Origin of the sequence: Novosphingobium rosa NBRC 15208, from assembly GCF_001598555.1 — a bacterium.
Lineage (GTDB): Bacteria > Pseudomonadota > Alphaproteobacteria > Sphingomonadales > Sphingomonadaceae > Novosphingobium > Novosphingobium rosa.
The window spans coordinates 1-16,160 of record NZ_BCZE01000115.1 but is presented as its reverse complement, the minus strand read 5'-3'; the positions used below and the strand labels follow the sequence as shown (position 1 = coordinate 16,160).

Sequence of the window (16,160 nt, the reverse complement as noted above, 5' to 3'; positions counted from 1 at the left end):
CCCGCCCGCCGATTGCGTAAAACGGCTTGCGAATTTTTGGTTGTAGTAAATTTGAAACAAAATGGCCCTGTTGCATTAAACTGAGCATCTTCCTATGCCATCTTTTCAAGAAGGAGGTAGGAATGACCAAGATTGACAATGAGCTGTTCAAGCGGTTGGTTCTGATCAATCAGTACACGATTTTATCTCATGTCGATCCTGATCAGGCCGAGATGTGGGAGCGCAGCGCCGAAAAGGTCCGCGATTACTGGCCGATTGACGATCTTCCCGATGTCCAGTGCCTTCAGGAGGCGATGCGCGATCCATTCACCGAGGAGAACCGCGCATTCGTGTATGATGTCTTCTCAATGCACGCGGCCTTACAGCATGCGGAAGACGAGGGCGTGGTGCCGACAGATCCTGGGAAGACCAGCTTCGCGGGGTTCGATGGCAATCATGAAATCAAATACATGTCCTATGCTGAGGCTCTGGTGAACCATGACGGGAAATGGAAGCATCTGCGGTTCGCAAATCGCGATTTCAATGCACATCATCCCACGCTCGATCTTTACGGACGTATGCTGAGCGAGTGGCGGAAGCACGGTAGCCCCTTCGAACTGAGCGCCGCTCAATATGAGGCTATCGTCGCTGCGCGCGTCCATCCTGCAAATCGAACCTAGGATTCAACGGCGAGGCCGCATTGGTGCTGGCGATCCGGGCGGCTTCCCTGCCCGGACCCGTCACTAGCACCAGCCATCGCCTGCCTCTGCTCCGTGGCCGATGAACCCGCGCCGATATGGCGGGCATCCGACTGGAGCGCAGCAGGCGATGGCTGGTGCTGCGACGCCAGAGACAATTCCCTCAGGACGCGCCGCACTCTCTTTACCTCTCGGCAATCAAGCTCCCGTTAGGAATGGAGCTTCTCTGAAGGGAGCGAGCCATTGGTCGCCTATCTTATCGACAAGACGCTATCGATCACCGCCCTGGAAGGTACCGACCGCGACTTCCTGACGCGGGACATCGTCTGAGCGGCGGCGGACTACGACGCCGATCACGATATATGGTATGATGACGAGGGTCTCCTCAAGGGCGATGTCGTCCTTGCATGGATCGGTCGCTCGGTTCGTGTCCCGCTGCCTGTCTACATCATGGGTCATGATGGAGAGGATACATGTGACCCGACGCTTCGGATCGAGGACATCCGCTTCGGCGAAGAGATACTGCTTCTGGATGGTGAGACGGGCAAGGTCTACAGTGTAAAGGCTGACGATCGAGAATGATGCGGCGTCACGCGCCTGAGGTCGGGCTAGATCGGCTGGGAACGCTATGCTACCGCTGGCCGTGAAATGAGCGTTTATGTAGATAGTGCCATCCACGAGATGCGCGGGCGGCGGATGTGCCACATGTTCTCGCCGGACCTCGCTGAACTTCATGCCATGGCAGCGCGCATCGGCCTCAAGCGGCAGTGGTTCCAGAACCCCCTGACGATGCGCGTGTCATGGCCGCATTACGACATCGACGTGGCGAGCCGCACGCTCGCCTTGGGCTTCGGCGCCATCGCCTGCGACAGGTATCAGACCGTCGCGATGGCGGCGATCATCCAGGGCAGGCCCGACAAGCTGCGGCGCATCCATGCCCTGGCCGATCCGAACAGCGCCTTCGCGCCTGCAGCCCATGTGCCGGCTTGGCTGACCGAGCAGGGGTTTCGGCAGGCCTGGGGATGGGATGAGGCAAACTGACCGCCGCAGTCCTCCGCGGCGATGGCCTGGATTGCGTCGAGCCACACTGGAACATGACAATGGCAGGTGGCAATAACTCAAAATAACCTGTTGACGTTCATCGATGATCCTAGAACACATGGCCTGTGAGACCTAGCGGGGGCGCTAGAGAGGCTAGTGACGACGATGGAATTTACAGGGAAGAGTCTCGACGCGGTTCTGTTCGAACTTTACCGCGCGCTTGTAGCCAATGGTCAGTATAATGTCGGATCGCGCGGCGGCACATACGAGTTAATCAGCGTAACATTGCACATCTTGAAGCCTCGGGCCCGCCTAAGCATCTCGGAAAACCGTGGGAAGGCCTTCAGCGCGTTGGGCGAGCTGCTGTGGTATCTTTCAGGGTCCAACGCGTTGGAATTCATCGAACCCTATGTGCCTCCCTATGGGAAGGACGCCGTGGACGGCATTCTCGAAGGTGCCTATGGGCCGCGGCTGCTGAATATGCGGAAGGGCATCAATCAGTTCGACAGCATCCACCAGCTTCTCACCGAGAAGCCTGGATCAAGGCGGGCAGTCATCCAGCTCTTCAACGCCGAGGACATCGCCACGCCGCACAGGGAGATTCCCTGTACCACGACGATGCAGTTCCATCTGCGCAACGGCGCCCTGCACATGTCGGTCACGATGCGTTCCAACGATGCCTACTGGGGCCTTCCCCACGATGTCTTCTGCTTCACCATGATCCAGGAGATGATGGCACGCAGGCTGGGTGTCGAGATGGGCGAGTACCACCAGTATGTCGGCAGCATGCATGTGTACGAGGATTACTGGGAGAAGATGAAGGAATACATCGTCGAAGGCTTTCAGCAGACCAGGGAGATGCCGCCGATGCCGAAGGGCAATCACTTCGATATGGTCGGGCGGTTGCTGGAGATCGAAGGTCGCCTCCGGGTCGGGGAGGCAATTGTCGCTGCCGATGAGATCGATGACCCGTACTGGGCAGACATCGTCAGGCTTCTACAGGCCTTCTGGGCCCGTAAGTGGGTGCCGGATCATTCCGCCCGTCTGATCGAACTGAAGGGCGAACTGGCCAGCGAGGCCTATGGCATCTATCTGGAGGGTAGGCGCCATCTCGAAGGCCAAGTCCCGAACGCCGGCGATGCGCAAGAAGCCTGAAGGATCGAAGCGAAAATGTGGCCCTCAAGACATGCCGAACATCAACGTCTCGTCGCTGCGCTGACGGCCGCCAAGGCGGCGCTAGGGCTTCAGGGGTTGCCGGATATCCAGACGATCGAGACGCTGGCGATGCAGTTCATCGCCAGCCTGCGTCGGGAAGACTACTACTCCTTGGTCCAGCGCGGGGCGATTTCCGCCAATCGCGCCAATCCCAACCACGCGTCGTTCGATGCCGAACGCGCGGTCGCGTTCCACATGCAGCAGGGTAACATCGACGAGGCTGGCTGGCTCATCTTTCTGATGACCCATTTCGCGCGTCGGCCCGACAGCGGCTGGCGGCGCCTGCAGGACGTCTACGGGATGCTTGGCGCTGGGATATGGGACTGGCAGTCGGTCACGGCGAATCCGGCAGGCTTCGATCAATGGCTCACCGCCAACTGGATGCATGTCCGCGGCGCCTTCGGCAACCACCGGAAGTACGAGAGCCTGCGCCCCGACGCGAACCGGCCCATGCAGCGCGCCGTCGCTGACTATCGAGCCTGGATCGGTGCGGCCGGACATGCCGCTTTTTTCGCCGTGGCCGTGGTCGAGGCGGGCAACGATCCCCACACGATCTTCGATCACCTATATCAGCAGATGAAGATCTGCTCCTTCGGGCGGCTGGCCAAGTTCGACTATCTGTCGCTGATCGGTCGGTATAAGCTCGCGCCCATCGAGGCCGGGTCGGCCTATCTGGACGGCGCGACGGGCCCAGGTAACGGTGCCCGCCTCCTCATCGACGGAAATCCTGAAAGCGGCAGGACCAACGGCGACGTGCAGCAGCAGCTCGACGTGCTGGACGCCAGCCTCAAGGTCGGGATGGCTGTCATGGAGGACGCCCTCTGCAACTGGCAGAAGAGCACCAGGCACTTCGTGCATTACGTCGGGTAGCTCCGTCGCGGCGGGGCCTCAGTCCATCACCTCGGCGAGATCTTCCCACTGCCAGCGTCGCTTCAGGAAGTTCAGCTGGCTGGGATTGATCATGTCGCGATGCTGCATCTGGCCGACCAGCAGGCCAGCTGAGACCCCGACCCTGTTGCTGAAGCGGATCACGTCGAACTTATCGGCTCGAAGGCGCTTGAATTCCTCGACGCGTTGCTCGGGCACGATGATGCGCGAGGCGAAATCGTTCGCCTCGTTCTCGCACTCGTCCAGGTTGTCCCCATGCATGTCGGAATCGACGAAGGTCCTGGCGCCATGGAGTATCAGGTGACCGATCTCGTGGAAGACGGTGAACCAGAAGGTGTCGTCCGATCTGCCGCGGAAGCTGAGAAGGACCATTGCCTTGTCAGGGGCGACCAATCGGCTGGCCCCCGATGCGCGGCACCCCTGGGGCGCCCTCTTCGCCACGACCGCGACGCCGGCTTCGGCGCAGAGTTCCTTGAGCTTGGGTAGAAAGACTTCCGGCTGTTTCAGCTTCGACAGCTTGCGTATGCTGTCGAGGCGATCCTGAAGGTTGCCGGCGTTCCACGGCTTCGTCGACACCAGATCCGAGCTCAGCTCGCCGTCGCGGAGCCACATCAGCACCGCGCCGTCATCGGAGTTGAACGTCGACGAGGTGCGGAACAGGGTGCTGGTGCAGATCTTGCCGTAGCGGATTTGCCACGCATCCATGGTGCCGACGTTGAAGAAGCGGAGGCGCCGGCGCACCTCGTCACGCTTCTTTTCCTGGGTCATGCGTCCTCTGGGCTTTTCCCCCGGGACGGGAAGCATCAACCAGTCGTCGGCTTCGACGGTGGCTGCGCGATCGACCGCCCGCTCCAGGGCGTCATCGTATTGTTCCTGACGCTTGAGCCAGAACGATATCGTGCCGCCTACGGCCTCGGCCAGCACGCCGGCATGCCCGTCGTCGATGGGATTCGAGCCGTCGAGGAGGCCACGCAGCGTCTTCATGCCGCCGTCGAGGTGGCGGGCGACATCCTGGGCGTCGATGCTCTTGCGAAGCATCAGGGCGCGCAGCGAGTCACCGGGCTTCGAAAACCAGTCGGGTGTGAACTCAAGTGCTTGCTTCAAGGCACCCTCGACATTTCCACTAGCTTCAACCTCGTCACGCTCGACCAAATCACTCGGTTGTCTGCGTCACGCTTGAAACGCGTGCCAGCCACGACAAGCGCCGCGCGATAGTCTGAACCAATCGAGAGGGAAAGTGAATCGTCCGGCAAAATTTTTATTTCGTCGCCGAAGAGGCCGATCAGCTGCTCCACGTTCTCGAAGGCAAGCGCATCCGAGATGAAGGTGACAAGCGCGGCCGCACTCAGGCTGCCGTACTCAAGTTCGGCCTTCTGCAGCTCGATGCACGTGTCGTGAAGCGGCCCATCCTCGAAGGAGATCGTGATCAAGACGTCATCCTCGATCGCCGACGGGGCGTGTCACCCGGCCCGCCCACGCAGGGCAAAAGGGTGACGGCACCTTCGCTCATTGGGGCAGCGGGGAGCCATGAGGCTTGGACTGCTGCTTGGCCCGGATCGCCTCGATCCTGTCCCAGTTGCGCGCAAGCTCGGCATCTCCGGCCTCGTCCATATGGATTTCGGACGCGCTGCACAGGCTGGCGAGCGTGACCATGACGCCGCCGACCTCCTGCTTGGGATCGCCCTTGGGCCGACCGAACACGTAATCGACGAGGGCGACGGCGTCATCCCGGCTGCAGCCGTTGGCCTGGGCCAGTTCCAGGGCCTCTTCGAGAAAGCGATGGGTACGCTCCGCCCTGTCGGACCTGACCTCTGGCGGGAAGCAGGCTTCGAGCCATTCCTCGACCCGCTGCTGATAGGATGTAACGCCCACTGTCATTCCCTTATCTGCTATCAGTCCAATCCCCTGTAGGGGTGCCTGACCGAAGCGCTCATAAAGCACGCCAGTGACATTCCCTATCGGTCATAGCCCGCCATGACCTGCTTTCGCCAGCCTGCCTATCGACAATCTCTTTGATTGGAAGGTTAATTTCGTTAATGCCCCATCTGGAGACGCTATCTCCTGCCTGGAGCCAGAAGGCCGCCTGCTCGCCGTTCCACTGGCATGGCGGGCTACGCTTCCCGGCCACCTTCCAGCAGGAACACCGCCAATGACTTGGCGGCATCCGGATCGACTGCATAGGTGACCACGCGACCGACGCGTGACGGCGTCACGACGCCTGCTCGCGCCAGGATGGCGAGATGGGTGGACATGGAGTTGGGCAGGGTCTCCATCAGCTTCGCAAGCTCGCCGACCGAAAGCCCTTCGGGGCCGATCCGGGACAGGGTCAGGAACACGTCCAGGCGCGTAGGCTGGGCCAGCGCGCTCATCATCCCGATAGCTTTGATCTTGTCCATAGATCGGAGATAGGTGATATGAACGGCTCTTTAAACCCGAAAATTTACCTATCGTTTCCCATAAAACTGCCATTTTTAGGGCAAATGACGGAAAAGCGAGAAAAATCGTCATTCCAATATATCATGATGTATTGACATAATTGCGATGGATGCCATCTCAGGCCGCATCGGTCGGCGTCCTCGCCAACCCGGCCCGATGACATAGCCCCTCAACCGGCGACCCGGAGATGGCCATGCCCGCCACCTATCCCGACTTGCCTGCCCGTTATGCGAATACGCCCTACGAACCCATTCACGAAGACCCGCTTGATCCCGACCTTCCGACAGACCGGATGATCCTCACCTCCCGTCGCGCCCTCTGCCGCGTGGTGACGGTCGCCGCCGAGGCCGGTGCACGCTTCCAGCGCGAAGGCGCATCCATCGACCCGGTGGGCTGGATGCTGGCGCCGCGTCGGATGTTCGACGGCGCCGCTGCGCTGGAGGCCTGTCTCGAAAAGCAGCACTTCATCAAGGCGGTCATGCTGCATGGCCTGTCGCTCGGCACCGACGCCGATCCCGATCTGTTCGACCGCATCATTGAGGACGACCCCTCGACGATGACCCCGGAAGGCGCGGTCACGCAGCGTACCGATGCCGTCGGCTCCTCCCGCCGGAGGATGCGCAACCCGTCCCGTGGCGGCGCGCTTCCGCCTCGGCGGAAGGCCCAAAAGGAACCGCGCGGGCGCCGCATGCCCACCGACTTCGTGACCGCATTCTGATCACGGCCGTCCCCTAGCCGGGCCGGTTTCCGTATTCCCGCGCTTTCGCGCCCGAAAAGGGCCCCGCGCGGAGAGGCGGCTCCCATGAACTGTCAGAGGGGGAGATACGCGGGCCAGGCCCTGCGTCTTCCCGCGTGCCGGCCGCAGACGGCGGCGCTGAGCTGGAGCTACATCATGAACATGCAAGGAACGTGCGGCTGCGTGGCCGCCACGAGGAACGGCGGCTGCCATGTCGTCCGCGCGCTTCATCTGGAGCCGGGCTGGACCGATGAGGGCGAGGGATGCGCGGTCGGAACCGCGGTCGTCATCGAGGTGAAGACGACAAGTCTGGACATCGGGGCCGGCGCGATAATCCGCCTGACCCTCCGCCAGTTCGAATACGACCACAAGGGCGCCATCCTCTGGCTCGGTGACCTTTACGAATGGTTCGAGGACCCCGGCCATCCCATTCCGGCCGAGGTGGTGGCCGCCACCGGAATCACCGATGCGAGGGTCCGCGGCAAGGTAATCGAGGACTGGGTCCTGCAGGACATCCTGTCGGAGGCGTCGATCGCCATCACCCATGGCTGCCCCGCCGTCCGTCGGCGGATCGAGCAGCGCCTCGGTGGCGCCCTGGATGTCGAATGGGCCTGCTCTAAGGATGGGGTGGACTGGTATGCGCGCGGCTTCGGCGGCTGCTCCCTCCGCTATCTGCTGATGCGGTGTGGTCATCATTGCGAGCGCCGCCGCCCCGGTGACGGGGTGGATCCGGTCATCCAAGTGCTGCGCCACCGGACCGCGGACGACCGCACCGCGCTGTCGGAGCTGCTCGACAGGACGCGGGCGTCGTGATGCCCGCTCTCCAATCCCAGCAACACATCAGCGAAAGGGCGATGCCCATGTCCAACCTGCTTTCCGGCACCAGCCGGTATGTCGCGCAGATGGAAGATGCCGGCCACGCCGCCGGCCCCTGCGTCCGCATTCTACGCAGCCTGGCAGACGACACCCATGTCGTGGTCTGGCATGTCCGCCTCGACACGCCGGAGGAAGCGGCCTCGATCCGCGACTGGCTGACCTCGACGCCGGAACGGCTCAGGTTCTGGGGGCGCGTCGCGTTCCGGCTCGGCCCCGACGCCGCGGGACCGGTCATTCTCGCCTCCGCCCGCTTCGCGGAGGCCGAACGGCAGGAAGCGGAGCGAAGGGAGAGGGAGAGGATCGAGGAGGAGGCCCGCCGCGCCGACGAGATCACCCTCTACACCTACACGCCTCACAAGAAGGCCCCCTACCTCGGCCTCGAACGTGGCAACAAGCGCGAGCCGTTCTTCGTGATGAGGTTCGACGAGCGATGGGAACGCGACCGCGTCTGCGACTGGCTCATGTATCAGAAGGCGCGCTTCGCCGAGATGGAGAGGCTGTTCCAGACCTCGGGCCAGCTCGCCCTGGAGAAGCACGTTCTCGACGGGATGCTGGCGACCGAGAAGGACGCGAGGAGGCGCGGCATCAGCGCGGGCGGTCGACGGCCGCTGCGGTTCTGGAGGGGCGAATGACCGGGCGCGCCATCGTGCCGGTCGACACGTCCATCGACCCCGCCTCCGTCCCGACCGCCATCTTCGCCCGCAGCTTCTCCAGCCGCCCGGTGCCCGCAGGGACCGAAGTCGCGCTCGAACTGCGCGGCGGCGATCGGCTGGGGCCAGCCGGCATCATGTTCGATCTCGACATGGACTGGGAACCCGAGTTCCTGGGCGCGGTCGAGAACGGGTGCTCGAACCAGCGGATCCGTGGAAGGGACTGGTTCTCGCTGCCCGGCATCCTGCTTGGTGGGCCGGTCGGTGCGGGCCGGACCCACGTCGCGCGGCGACTGGCACGGGCGGCCGGGGTGCCGCATATCCTCTTCGACGCGGCGACCGACATGTTCACCCGGCACTGCGCCAGACCCGACGTCCCGCTGCCGCTGCCGATCGCCCCGGCGATCATGGCCTGCGGCTGTGCCAATCCGGTGGTCAGCATCGTGGGGATCGAGGCCGCGAGCGAGGACATGGTGACCATCGTCTCGCGGCTGGTCGATGGCGCCACCAATTCCGGCTTCCCGGACCAGGCTCTGTCCGCCGCCATCGACTACAGTGCCGTGACCTGGATCGTGCAGGCCCGGGACGCCGACGAGGTGCCCGACCGTCTGGCCTCCCGGCTCGACCGGATCGATCTGCGCGGCGGCGAACGCGAAGACCGTGATCTGCGGATCATCGACGTCCTCGCCGAGGTGCTCGCCGACCGCGCCATCGGTCTGCCGCCAGGCATCGATCTGGAGGATCTGCTTGGCGATGCCCGCCGCTGGGTCAGGGACGATCCCTCCACCGCGAAGCTCTATCGCCGCGTCGATGATCGGGTCGGTATCCACGCGCCACCCTTCTGACGGACCACCTTGAGGAGAATGCACATGGATAGCGAGAATGACAGCCTGCGTGTCGTGGTCGATGGCCACGCGCTCTCCCTGCCGCTCGAAGGGCTCACCGGCCGGGCGGTCCTCGCCGCGGTGGATGCCGCCCCGGAGCAGCGCGACGTCCTGATCCGCATCGACGGCGGATGGGCCAGGATGGTGGCGCCCAACGATGCGGTCGCCGTTCTGGAAGGCGAAGCCCGCTTCAGGGTCCATCGGAACGGATCGCTCAGGCACCTGAGGGTCGATGACCGGGTCTGGGAATGGGGAGCGCCCGGCATTCAGGAGCACGAGATCCGCGAGATCGGCGGGTTCTCCGACGGTCTGGTGCTGAACCTGGTCGGCGGCGGGCCGCTCCGGCCCGGGGCGCTAGTCGATCTGACCGTCGACTGGGTGCCTGCCGTCGTGTCGAGGCCGGAGACCCCGCGGTCGGATACCGTGCCGGTGATCGTCAATGGGGCCCAGCGAAACCTTCCGGCGACCGACATCGCTTTCGAGGATCTGGTCAGGCTCGCCTACCCCGACCGTCCGCTGGACCTCAACCGGATGTTCACCGTGTCCTACCGCCACGGCCCTGCCGACCGGCCGGAGGGTTCGCTCGCCCCCGCCCAGCGCATGCCTCTGATCAACGGAGTCACCTACAATGTCACTACGACTGATAAGAGCTAACGCCGACCTGAAGCAGCTCGCGGACGACGGCTATGACCTGGAGATCGTGGGCGGCTATCTCGTCCTGCGGGATGTCCCCTTCGTCGACGCCACCGGCCAGATCCGGCGCGGCTTCCTGGCCTCGTCCATGGAGATGGCCGGCGACCGTACCCTCAGGCCGAGCGGCCATGCCGTCTGGTTCGGAGGCGGCACGCCGCATGCCGCCGACGGCCGGCCGCTCACCGAGATGGCCCACGGGCGCAGCCGACGGGACCTCGGCCGGGGCCTGGTCGTGGATCATATGCTTTGCAGCAGGCCGGTCGGCGGATATTTCCGCGACTACCACGAGATGATGACGACCTTCGTCGAGCAGGTGTCGGCCCACGCCGCCCTGCTCGACCCGTCGGCGACCGCCCGCACGGGTCACGTGATCGTGGTGGAAGGCGGCCGCTCCTGCTTCGCCTATGTCGATACGGCCAGCGCGCGGCACGGCATCGGCATGTACTCGGATCGGCTCGCCGGACTCAGCATCGGCATCGTCGGGCTGGGAGGGACGGGGTCCTACATCCTCGATCAGATCGCCAAGACCCCGGTCGGCAGGATCCATCTTTTCGATGACGACCGGTTCGACCAGCACTCGGCCTTCCGCACGCCCGGCGCGCCATCGATCGACGAGCTTCGTGAGCAGCGCACCAAGGTCGGCCATCTGGCCGCCATCTACTCGCGGATGCACAATGGCATCATCGGCCATGAGGTCAGGCTCGGCCCGAACAACGCCCACTTTCTGGACCACCTGGATTTCGTCTTCCTCGCCATCGACTCCGGCGTCGGCCGGCGCCTGCTCGTCGACGAGATGGAAAGGAGAGGGCTGCCTTTCATCGATACCGGGATAGGCCTCGAACCGACCGACGGGGGCCTGACCGGCGCGGTCAGGATCACGACCAGCACCCCTACTCAGCGGGATCATGTCCATGACCTGGGACGCATCCCCATGGGAGAGCCTGATGCCGACATCTACGAGTCCAGGGCCCAGATCAGCGACATGAACGCGCTGGCCGCGGTCCTTGCCGTCATCAGGTTCAAGAAGCACTTCGGCTTCTACCTCGACCTTGAGAGAGAGCACCACTCGGTGTTCCAGATGGACGGCGCCGCCATGATCAACGAGGACCGTACCGGAGCGCGGCCGTGATGGATCGGAGCACCGCTCGTGGCGAGCCTTTTGATGCCGACTGGCTGGCCACTGCCAGGATGCACGAGCTACGCCGCGAATTCTCCGCCCACCACCTGGGGATCTTCCGGGAATACCTCGTCAACCGCATTCGTCTCGCCTCTCCGCTACTGCTCGACGCCGTCCGGCCGAGCCGCCTCGATGAGGTGATCATGAAGCTGATACCACCTGGCGACTGGCCGGTGAGGCTCGATGTCGATGCCGTCATCCTGAGCGGGTCGCGCCGCCATCGGCGATCTGGCGGCCTGGCTTCCCCTGACGGGACGGACCTCGCCGACCACCTGAAGGTGGAGCGTCTCGTACTCCGCTTCGCCGGGCGGTCGGCGCACATGACCATGCGGCTCGGCTCGATGTCGCTCCACACTTCCGATCAGGGCGGGCGTATCGTCGCGCCAGGGATCGGGTCGAAGGCAAGGCATCGGGACCTGATTGGCCGGGAGCTGTTCAGCGTGTTCAGGCACCAGGTGGCCGAAGGCATGCCATACCGGATCGTGAAAGCCGAATCTTCGGCCTGTGAGAAGGTGACCATCGTCGAGTTCGAAGCCCGACCCATCGAATGGCGCGTCCCCTGGGGGCGACCGTCGAAAAGGCGGCTCTGAAGACAGCAGCGTAGTCATGCTGGATTCAGTCTGATCCGCCACAGCACCGATGAACAAGATCTCACGATGGCTATTCCCCTCAAGGTCACTGCCTAAAGGGGCGCCGTGGCGCCATCCGCGCTGATTCTGGTCACGAGGCTCTTTTTGTTCCGTGGGGAGATGAGGAGGTCGATTTTTTACTAAAGTGCGCTAATGGCAAGCGCATGAACGGAACTCTGGCTCTCTGGTGTCAACGACTTAAGTTGGAAGGTGGAAGCGAGAAGCTCCCTGCCGTCCAGCTGCACGTCAATCTCTGGCGCGACCTGGACAAGCACTTCAACTTTCTGGATGTCGGCTTCGTCCTTGAGGAGGTGGAGAGCCTGGAGCGCCTCTGCCTCTACCTTCCCGCTCCCATCGAAGCTGAGGCCATTTTCGACCTTAGCGGTGCGTTGAGCGACCCTGATACGCTCAATGCGGTCTTCAACGACGTTTCGCTGATCTCGACCGACGCCGACGATCACTTCGTGGTGAGAACCGGGCAGGTCGGGGAAGGCAAGGAGAAGCTCCGAACGATCCACAAGCTGGATCCACGGAAGGACATCGCCGTTGAAAAGGTGAATGTTCACGGTCAGCGGCGCGGCACCACCATCTCCCTCAACACGGCGCTCTGCAGGCGTATCAGGTCGTTGAGCCCTGAAACCAACGACCACTACGTCCGGTTGCGGATCTATCTCCAGGGCGAGGCGCGCACGCTCTTCACCACCGAGGACACCCCGAAGGGCCTTGGGCTCTCGCTGACGCAGGACGTGCTGGAGACCACTGAATTTCGCCTCAACGAGCGCAGGAGCTATCCTGCGGATATTCTCCGTCGGGCTGACCAGGGGAAGCTGAACCTTCGCTCCGTCCACTACTTTCTGATCCGTAGGAAGGACTATCAGCTCGGCAGTCAGCATCAGAATTTCCGGAAGGTGCGTTATCTGGAGCATCACATCTGGAACAGCTACATTCAGGTCGGCTTCCCGCAAGGCAGCGGAGCACGGAAGTCGGCGCTCAGCTCCGAGGGAATGATAATCTACCAGTGGCGAGAAAAAGTCGAAGAAGGCAAATCTCTCAATGATTTCATAGCTTACGCGAGCTTCCGCACCGTTCGGTCAAAGATCCCGGCCTATATCTTTGCCGCCTTCGCTATCGGCGGCATCGGCAGTGCCGTTCACAACGTGGTCGTGGCCTGCCTGCAGCTCATGTTCCATCGGTTCGGCTGGGCGATTGATGACCAGGGGCGTCTAAGCCTGATCGCGGGTGTGATACTTTGTGGTCTGCTATGCGTTCCTACATTGCTGGAATCATTTCAGCGATGGGGGAGAAGGCGGTGACAGATTTGCTCCGGACTCTTCCCTCCTCGCTCGCAATCGGGTAGTGACATGCACATGGACATCCCCTTCAACCTAGGCCCCCGGCACGGAACGGACCGCCTTCTGGCGTCCCGCGGAATCGATTTGATCGGTTGCGCTCACGACGTCTGGCCGGTCCTACGCTCGTTGGAAGCCGTCTACCCCGGGTTCGGGCGCTGGTACTGGGATAAGGTCGTACCAGGCCTTGCCACTGGGGAGCGCGGACTTTTCCTGATCGGGCCCGCCTCCAGTCCGAAGGCCCTGGCGATTGCCAAGCGGGATTCTGGCGAGCGCAAGGTCTGCACGCTCTGGGTGAAGCCGTCCGAGCGCAGCCGTGGACTTGGTCGACGGCTTCTCGAAGAGGCCGTCGATTGGGTGGGTGTAGGCCGCCCTCTGTTCACCGTGCCTCAGGAAAGATACGCCGAGCTTTTGCCGCTGACGCAGAAGCTGGGCTTTCGCGAAACCGCGCGCGTGGAATCGCTCTATCGTCCCGGCATCGTCGAGCACATCTTCAATGGCTCGCAGACTCCGACACTGAGCTCGTAATCGCGGTCTTGCGACGGCCCGAAGCGCAGCCATGACCTCTGTCCGCCAGACGCTGCTCATCAGCATCCACCCGGTCTACTCGGATCTGATCTTCAAGAGAGAAAAGAGGGTCGAGCTTCGTCGGAAGTTCGACCCTGCTCTGGCAGGAAGCAGGTTGCTCATCTATTCGACCCTGCCAACCGGCGCCATCATCGGGCATGCTGGTGTCGGCACGGTGCATACCCTGCCGCCAAAGGAGATCTGGGCCAGGTTCTCGGAGATCGCGATGATAGGCGAGGGGGACTTCTGGCGATATTATGCCGGTCGCGACCGAGGCTTCGTCATCGAAATCGAAGATCCGCAGCTTTTCGAGACTCCGATCACGCTGCAGGAGATGCGTTCGAGATACGACCTCAAGCCGCCCCAGTCGTATATGTTTCTGCGTGAGGACCAATCAGGTATCCTGCAGCATGAGCATGGTTGAACTGCCTCTTGCCCAAGCGGTGGAAGGCCGATGACCGGGCTGGTCGTCATCCTGCTCGGTGTGTCAGGCGTCGGGAAGAGCAGGCTTGCGAGTGAGATCGGCGCCTTGCGGCCGGATATCTTGCGTCTGTCGGCAGGCGGACTGCTTCGCAAGCACCTACGAACGACCAGCGAAAAACTTCGAACTGCGGACAGGCGAGATGTCCAGGAGAATCAGTTTGCGTTGGCCGAGGCCCTTGCGGACGAGCGGCGTGGTCAGGAGGATCGGCTGGTTCTCCTTGAGGCTCACAGTTTCATCGATAACGACCAGGAACTGGTTGATGTCCCGGTCGAGATAATCGGAAGCCTGAAGCCATCCGGGATCATATTGATCAGCACGACCGCCGAGAGACTTGCGCGCCAGCGCGAGATGGACGAGCGCGAGCGTCCCAAGCGAACGGTCCACGAGTTGAGAAGGCATCTCGATCATTCCCGGGATCTGGCGCGGCGCTATTCTGCCCTGCTCGGAATTCCGATGATCCAGATCGAAGACGGCAAGTGCAAGGCAGCACTGGAGTTCATCGACTCATTGGGGCGCTGCTGACGCCGGTTTGCCGGTCCAATTCATAGTATGAGGTCCCAAACGGCTGTGGTGATGCCGGAGGGAGGGGTGTGGACGCTTTTCGTCCAGAAAAATATTATTTTTCAATGATATATTCGCTGCGATGCCCTTAAGTTGCCGTTCTGCCAGAGTCCGAACTCGCCTAAGTAGCATGCCCGGCGCTAAAGCATTGAAAATTATACGTTCACTTACGAGCATCTTAAGTGGCAACGTCATTCCCTTGAGAAGGTTGAAACTCCACGAAAATCAGCTAATCCGCCGTTCCTGACGCCTCGGGTCTTACACAGAGGCGGAGTATGCATGCGGCACGGGTGTGTTGCGTTAAGGCTGATAAGAGCAGCGGTGTTCTGATTTTAGGGCCTGATGAGAAGATCGGTATCCTGATCTACTGCTGCCGATTTCCCCAGCATCTGGTTCCTTGCACATTCTTGCCGATGGTGGCGGTTTTGGTCGCAAGGAGCTTCGAGTATCGCTCTTGGGGGCGAAGATAGCTCCCGATGATGAGGCGGGCATGGTGGTCATGTGTCGGGCATCTCAACGGTGCTGTCATTTGGGCCGCTAAGGCTCGTTTGAAGCGCTTGGATGGCGATGAGTGCCCAGCCCGCCAGCGAAGCCATTGGCGCCTATACAGCGCGGTCAGGCGGCCTCTACACCTCTGCTTGCGCTCATCAACTTATATGCCGCTGCCCAAGGCCTTGCTCCCCGTGTCAGCAAAGAGTGGCGCGGCTGTATCGAAATCTTCATGTGGTCAGGCGGTAAAGCGCTTCAGGATTGGGTCTGCCACCCGCTGGCCTGCACCACCAGCACGAGAGCGGCGATGATCACGGCCCAGATCAGCGCCAGCCTGACAAATTTTCCGCCTGACATGCTGCGAAACCGCGAACCGCTGGTCACCAGTACCAGTGAGCCAATCATGGCGATGACGGCGACGATCTTGTCCACTTGGCCGGCTGGCTCCATTCCCGTTGCGCAGGACAGGGTTGATCCCTGCCGATGCTGCATGAGCAGTGACTAATCGGCCTTGCCGTCCGGGTCTACACCCTATCGCCCGGCACAGCCTGTTGGGCGCGCCTGTGATGTGTCTGCTGCGGAAGGTCACGCAATGGCGCATTGCGGCGTGGCGCATCACAAGATGCAAGTGGGCTGGCAGGCCGCCTGAGCCGACCCGTCCTGTACACATCGATGTCTGGAAAAACTGGAGCGGGCGAAGGGATTCGAACCCTCGACCCCAACCTTGGCAAGGTTGTGCTCTACCCCTGAGCTACGCCCGCTCGGGCTTTGATGATGCGGATGCACCATCGGGTGAAACTGGAGCGGG

General features: G+C 62.3%; 21 protein-coding genes and 1 tRNA gene. 15 read left to right on the top strand and 7 right to left on the bottom strand.

The features are described from left to right. Positions 1–122 precede the first annotated feature (122 nt). Positions 123–659 carry a YfbU family protein gene (locus SR3_RS28360; RefSeq protein WP_068094128.1) on the top strand — a complete coding sequence of 179 codons (537 nt, stop codon included), beginning with the start codon at positions 123–125 and terminating at the stop codon, positions 657–659. Positions 660–947: 288 nt separating this feature from the next. On the opposite strand, the gene SR3_RS31995 is transcribed toward SR3_RS28360, so the two are convergent. Beyond that, positions 948–1,412, bottom strand: coding sequence for a hypothetical protein (locus tag SR3_RS31995; RefSeq protein WP_169805731.1), 465 nt, complete (start codon positions 1,410–1,412; stop codon positions 948–950). On the opposite strand from SR3_RS31995, the gene SR3_RS28350 reads away from it, so the two are divergent. The 3 genes from SR3_RS28350 (at position 1,326) to SR3_RS28340 (ending at position 3,803) form a co-directional block, all read left to right on the top strand. Further along, a complete protein-coding gene (locus SR3_RS28350; RefSeq protein ID WP_084456016.1) occupies positions 1,326–1,718 on the top strand; it encodes a DUF4031 domain-containing protein in 393 nt (130 codons plus the stop codon). The two genes, SR3_RS31995 and SR3_RS28350, sit on opposite strands and share 87 nt — an antisense overlap. A 165-nt stretch (positions 1,719–1,883) precedes the next feature. Next, positions 1,884–2,873 carry a thymidylate synthase gene (locus tag SR3_RS28345; RefSeq protein ID WP_068094131.1) on the top strand — a complete coding sequence of 330 codons (990 nt, stop codon included), beginning with the start codon at positions 1,884–1,886 and terminating at the stop codon, positions 2,871–2,873. Between the two features lie 15 nt (positions 2,874–2,888). Beyond that, positions 2,889–3,803, top strand: a complete 915-nt coding sequence (locus tag SR3_RS28340; protein ID WP_068094117.1) for an alpha-glutamyl/putrescinyl thymine pyrophosphorylase clade 3 protein — start codon at positions 2,889–2,891, stop codon at positions 3,801–3,803. Between the two features lie 18 nt (positions 3,804–3,821). On the opposite strand, the gene SR3_RS28335 is transcribed toward SR3_RS28340, so the two are convergent. From SR3_RS28335 to SR3_RS28320, 4 genes are all read right to left on the bottom strand, one after another. Further along, on the bottom strand, positions 3,822–4,925 hold the full coding sequence (locus SR3_RS28335) for an ImmA/IrrE family metallo-endopeptidase (RefSeq protein WP_157099182.1): 1,104 nt from the start codon (positions 4,923–4,925) through the stop codon (positions 3,822–3,824). Then, positions 4,922–5,251 carry a hypothetical protein gene (locus tag SR3_RS28330; RefSeq protein ID WP_068094113.1) on the bottom strand — a complete coding sequence of 110 codons (330 nt, stop codon included), beginning with the start codon at positions 5,249–5,251 and terminating at the stop codon, positions 4,922–4,924. Before SR3_RS28330 ends, SR3_RS28335 begins: the two co-directional genes overlap by 4 nt. 76 nt (positions 5,252–5,327) lie before the next feature. Next, complete coding sequence (locus SR3_RS28325; RefSeq protein ID WP_068094111.1) at positions 5,328–5,699, bottom strand: hypothetical protein; 372 nt, start codon at positions 5,697–5,699, stop codon at positions 5,328–5,330. Between the two features lie 233 nt (positions 5,700–5,932). Then, entirely contained in the window at positions 5,933–6,217 is a 285-nt protein-coding gene (locus SR3_RS28320) for an ArsR/SmtB family transcription factor (protein WP_068094107.1), read from the bottom strand. Between the two features lie 233 nt (positions 6,218–6,450). Between SR3_RS28320 and SR3_RS28315 the strand changes: the two genes are divergently transcribed. The 11 genes from SR3_RS28315 to SR3_RS28265 all read left to right on the top strand — a co-directional run bounded on the left by SR3_RS28315 (position 6,451) and on the right by SR3_RS28265 (position 14,824). Then, positions 6,451–6,975: a hypothetical protein gene (locus SR3_RS28315; RefSeq protein ID WP_157099181.1), complete on the top strand. Its 525-nt coding sequence runs from the start codon at positions 6,451–6,453 to the stop codon at positions 6,973–6,975. 174 nt (positions 6,976–7,149) lie between these two features. Beyond that, positions 7,150–7,806, top strand: coding sequence for a hypothetical protein (locus tag SR3_RS28310; protein WP_157099180.1), 657 nt, complete (start codon positions 7,150–7,152; stop codon positions 7,804–7,806). Positions 7,807–7,853: 47 nt separating this feature from the next. Next, positions 7,854–8,501 (top strand): hypothetical protein, encoded by a 648-nt coding sequence (locus SR3_RS28305; RefSeq protein WP_157099179.1) that lies wholly within the window; start codon positions 7,854–7,856, stop codon positions 8,499–8,501. After that, complete coding sequence (locus tag SR3_RS28300) at positions 8,498–9,364, top strand: hypothetical protein (protein WP_068094096.1); 867 nt, start codon at positions 8,498–8,500, stop codon at positions 9,362–9,364. Before SR3_RS28305 ends, SR3_RS28300 begins: the two co-directional genes overlap by 4 nt. Positions 9,365–9,388: 24 nt before the next feature. Next, positions 9,389–10,057, top strand: coding sequence for a multiubiquitin domain-containing protein (locus SR3_RS28295; protein ID WP_169805732.1), 669 nt, complete (start codon positions 9,389–9,391; stop codon positions 10,055–10,057). Continuing rightward, positions 10,032–11,225 (top strand): ThiF family adenylyltransferase, encoded by a 1,194-nt coding sequence (locus tag SR3_RS28290; protein WP_068094092.1) that lies wholly within the window; start codon positions 10,032–10,034, stop codon positions 11,223–11,225. Before SR3_RS28295 ends, SR3_RS28290 begins: the two co-directional genes overlap by 26 nt. After that, complete coding sequence (locus SR3_RS28285; RefSeq protein ID WP_068094090.1) at positions 11,225–11,863, top strand: hypothetical protein; 639 nt, start codon at positions 11,225–11,227, stop codon at positions 11,861–11,863. Before SR3_RS28290 ends, SR3_RS28285 begins: the two co-directional genes overlap by 1 nt. 203 nt (positions 11,864–12,066) lie before the next feature. Continuing rightward, positions 12,067–13,215 carry a hypothetical protein gene (locus SR3_RS28280; RefSeq protein ID WP_157099178.1) on the top strand — a complete coding sequence of 383 codons (1,149 nt, stop codon included), beginning with the start codon at positions 12,067–12,069 and terminating at the stop codon, positions 13,213–13,215. Positions 13,216–13,263: 48 nt separating this feature from the next. Further along, positions 13,264–13,779, top strand: a complete 516-nt coding sequence (locus SR3_RS28275; RefSeq protein WP_084456015.1) for a GNAT family N-acetyltransferase — start codon at positions 13,264–13,266, stop codon at positions 13,777–13,779. 31 nt (positions 13,780–13,810) lie between these two features. Then, positions 13,811–14,242, top strand: a complete 432-nt coding sequence (locus SR3_RS28270; RefSeq protein WP_068094079.1) for an ASCH domain-containing protein — start codon at positions 13,811–13,813, stop codon at positions 14,240–14,242. A gap of 30 nt (positions 14,243–14,272) precedes the next feature. Then, the gene (locus SR3_RS28265) at positions 14,273–14,824 is read left to right on the top strand and encodes an AAA family ATPase (RefSeq protein ID WP_068094076.1); all 552 of its coding nucleotides are present in this window, start codon (positions 14,273–14,275) and stop codon (positions 14,822–14,824) included. Between the two features lie 783 nt (positions 14,825–15,607). On the opposite strand, the gene SR3_RS28260 is transcribed toward SR3_RS28265, so the two are convergent. Together SR3_RS28260 and SR3_RS28255 are read right to left on the bottom strand one after the other, a co-directional pair. Then, a complete protein-coding gene (locus tag SR3_RS28260) occupies positions 15,608–15,784 on the bottom strand; it encodes a hypothetical protein (protein WP_157099177.1) in 177 nt (58 codons plus the stop codon). Positions 15,785–16,038: 254 nt separating this feature from the next. After that, a tRNA-Gly gene (locus tag SR3_RS28255) sits at positions 16,039–16,113 on the bottom strand. Positions 16,114–16,160: the final 47 nt, after the last annotated feature.

Coding starts and splice junctions, on each gene's coding strand:
- SR3_RS28310 (WP_157099180.1), top strand. CDS start 7,150: ATGAACATGCAAGGAACGTGCGGCTGCGTGGCCGCCACGAGGAACGGC.
- SR3_RS28295 (WP_169805732.1), top strand. CDS start 9,389: ATGGATAGCGAGAATGACAGCCTGCGTGTCGTGGTCGATGGCCACGCG.
- SR3_RS28340 (WP_068094117.1), top strand. CDS start 2,889: ATGTGGCCCTCAAGACATGCCGAACATCAACGTCTCGTCGCTGCGCTG.
- SR3_RS28265 (WP_068094076.1), top strand. CDS start 14,273: ATGACCGGGCTGGTCGTCATCCTGCTCGGTGTGTCAGGCGTCGGGAAG.
- SR3_RS28270 (WP_068094079.1), top strand. CDS start 13,811: ATGACCTCTGTCCGCCAGACGCTGCTCATCAGCATCCACCCGGTCTAC.
- SR3_RS28325 (WP_068094111.1), bottom strand. CDS start 5,699: ATGACAGTGGGCGTTACATCCTATCAGCAGCGGGTCGAGGAATGGCTC.
- SR3_RS28290 (WP_068094092.1), top strand. CDS start 10,032: ATGTCACTACGACTGATAAGAGCTAACGCCGACCTGAAGCAGCTCGCG.
- SR3_RS28315 (WP_157099181.1), top strand. CDS start 6,451: ATGCCCGCCACCTATCCCGACTTGCCTGCCCGTTATGCGAATACGCCC.
- SR3_RS28345 (WP_068094131.1), top strand. CDS start 1,884: ATGGAATTTACAGGGAAGAGTCTCGACGCGGTTCTGTTCGAACTTTAC.
- SR3_RS28360 (WP_068094128.1), top strand. CDS start 123: ATGACCAAGATTGACAATGAGCTGTTCAAGCGGTTGGTTCTGATCAAT.
- SR3_RS28320 (WP_068094107.1), bottom strand. CDS start 6,217: ATGGACAAGATCAAAGCTATCGGGATGATGAGCGCGCTGGCCCAGCCT.
- SR3_RS28280 (WP_157099178.1), top strand. CDS start 12,067: ATGAACGGAACTCTGGCTCTCTGGTGTCAACGACTTAAGTTGGAAGGT.
- SR3_RS31995 (WP_169805731.1), bottom strand. CDS start 1,412: ATGAAGTTCAGCGAGGTCCGGCGAGAACATGTGGCACATCCGCCGCCC.
- SR3_RS28350 (WP_084456016.1), top strand. CDS start 1,326: ATGAGCGTTTATGTAGATAGTGCCATCCACGAGATGCGCGGGCGGCGG.
- SR3_RS28275 (WP_084456015.1), top strand. CDS start 13,264: ATGCACATGGACATCCCCTTCAACCTAGGCCCCCGGCACGGAACGGAC.
- SR3_RS28300 (WP_068094096.1), top strand. CDS start 8,498: ATGACCGGGCGCGCCATCGTGCCGGTCGACACGTCCATCGACCCCGCC.
- SR3_RS28305 (WP_157099179.1), top strand. CDS start 7,854: ATGTCCAACCTGCTTTCCGGCACCAGCCGGTATGTCGCGCAGATGGAA.
- SR3_RS28285 (WP_068094090.1), top strand. CDS start 11,225: ATGGATCGGAGCACCGCTCGTGGCGAGCCTTTTGATGCCGACTGGCTG.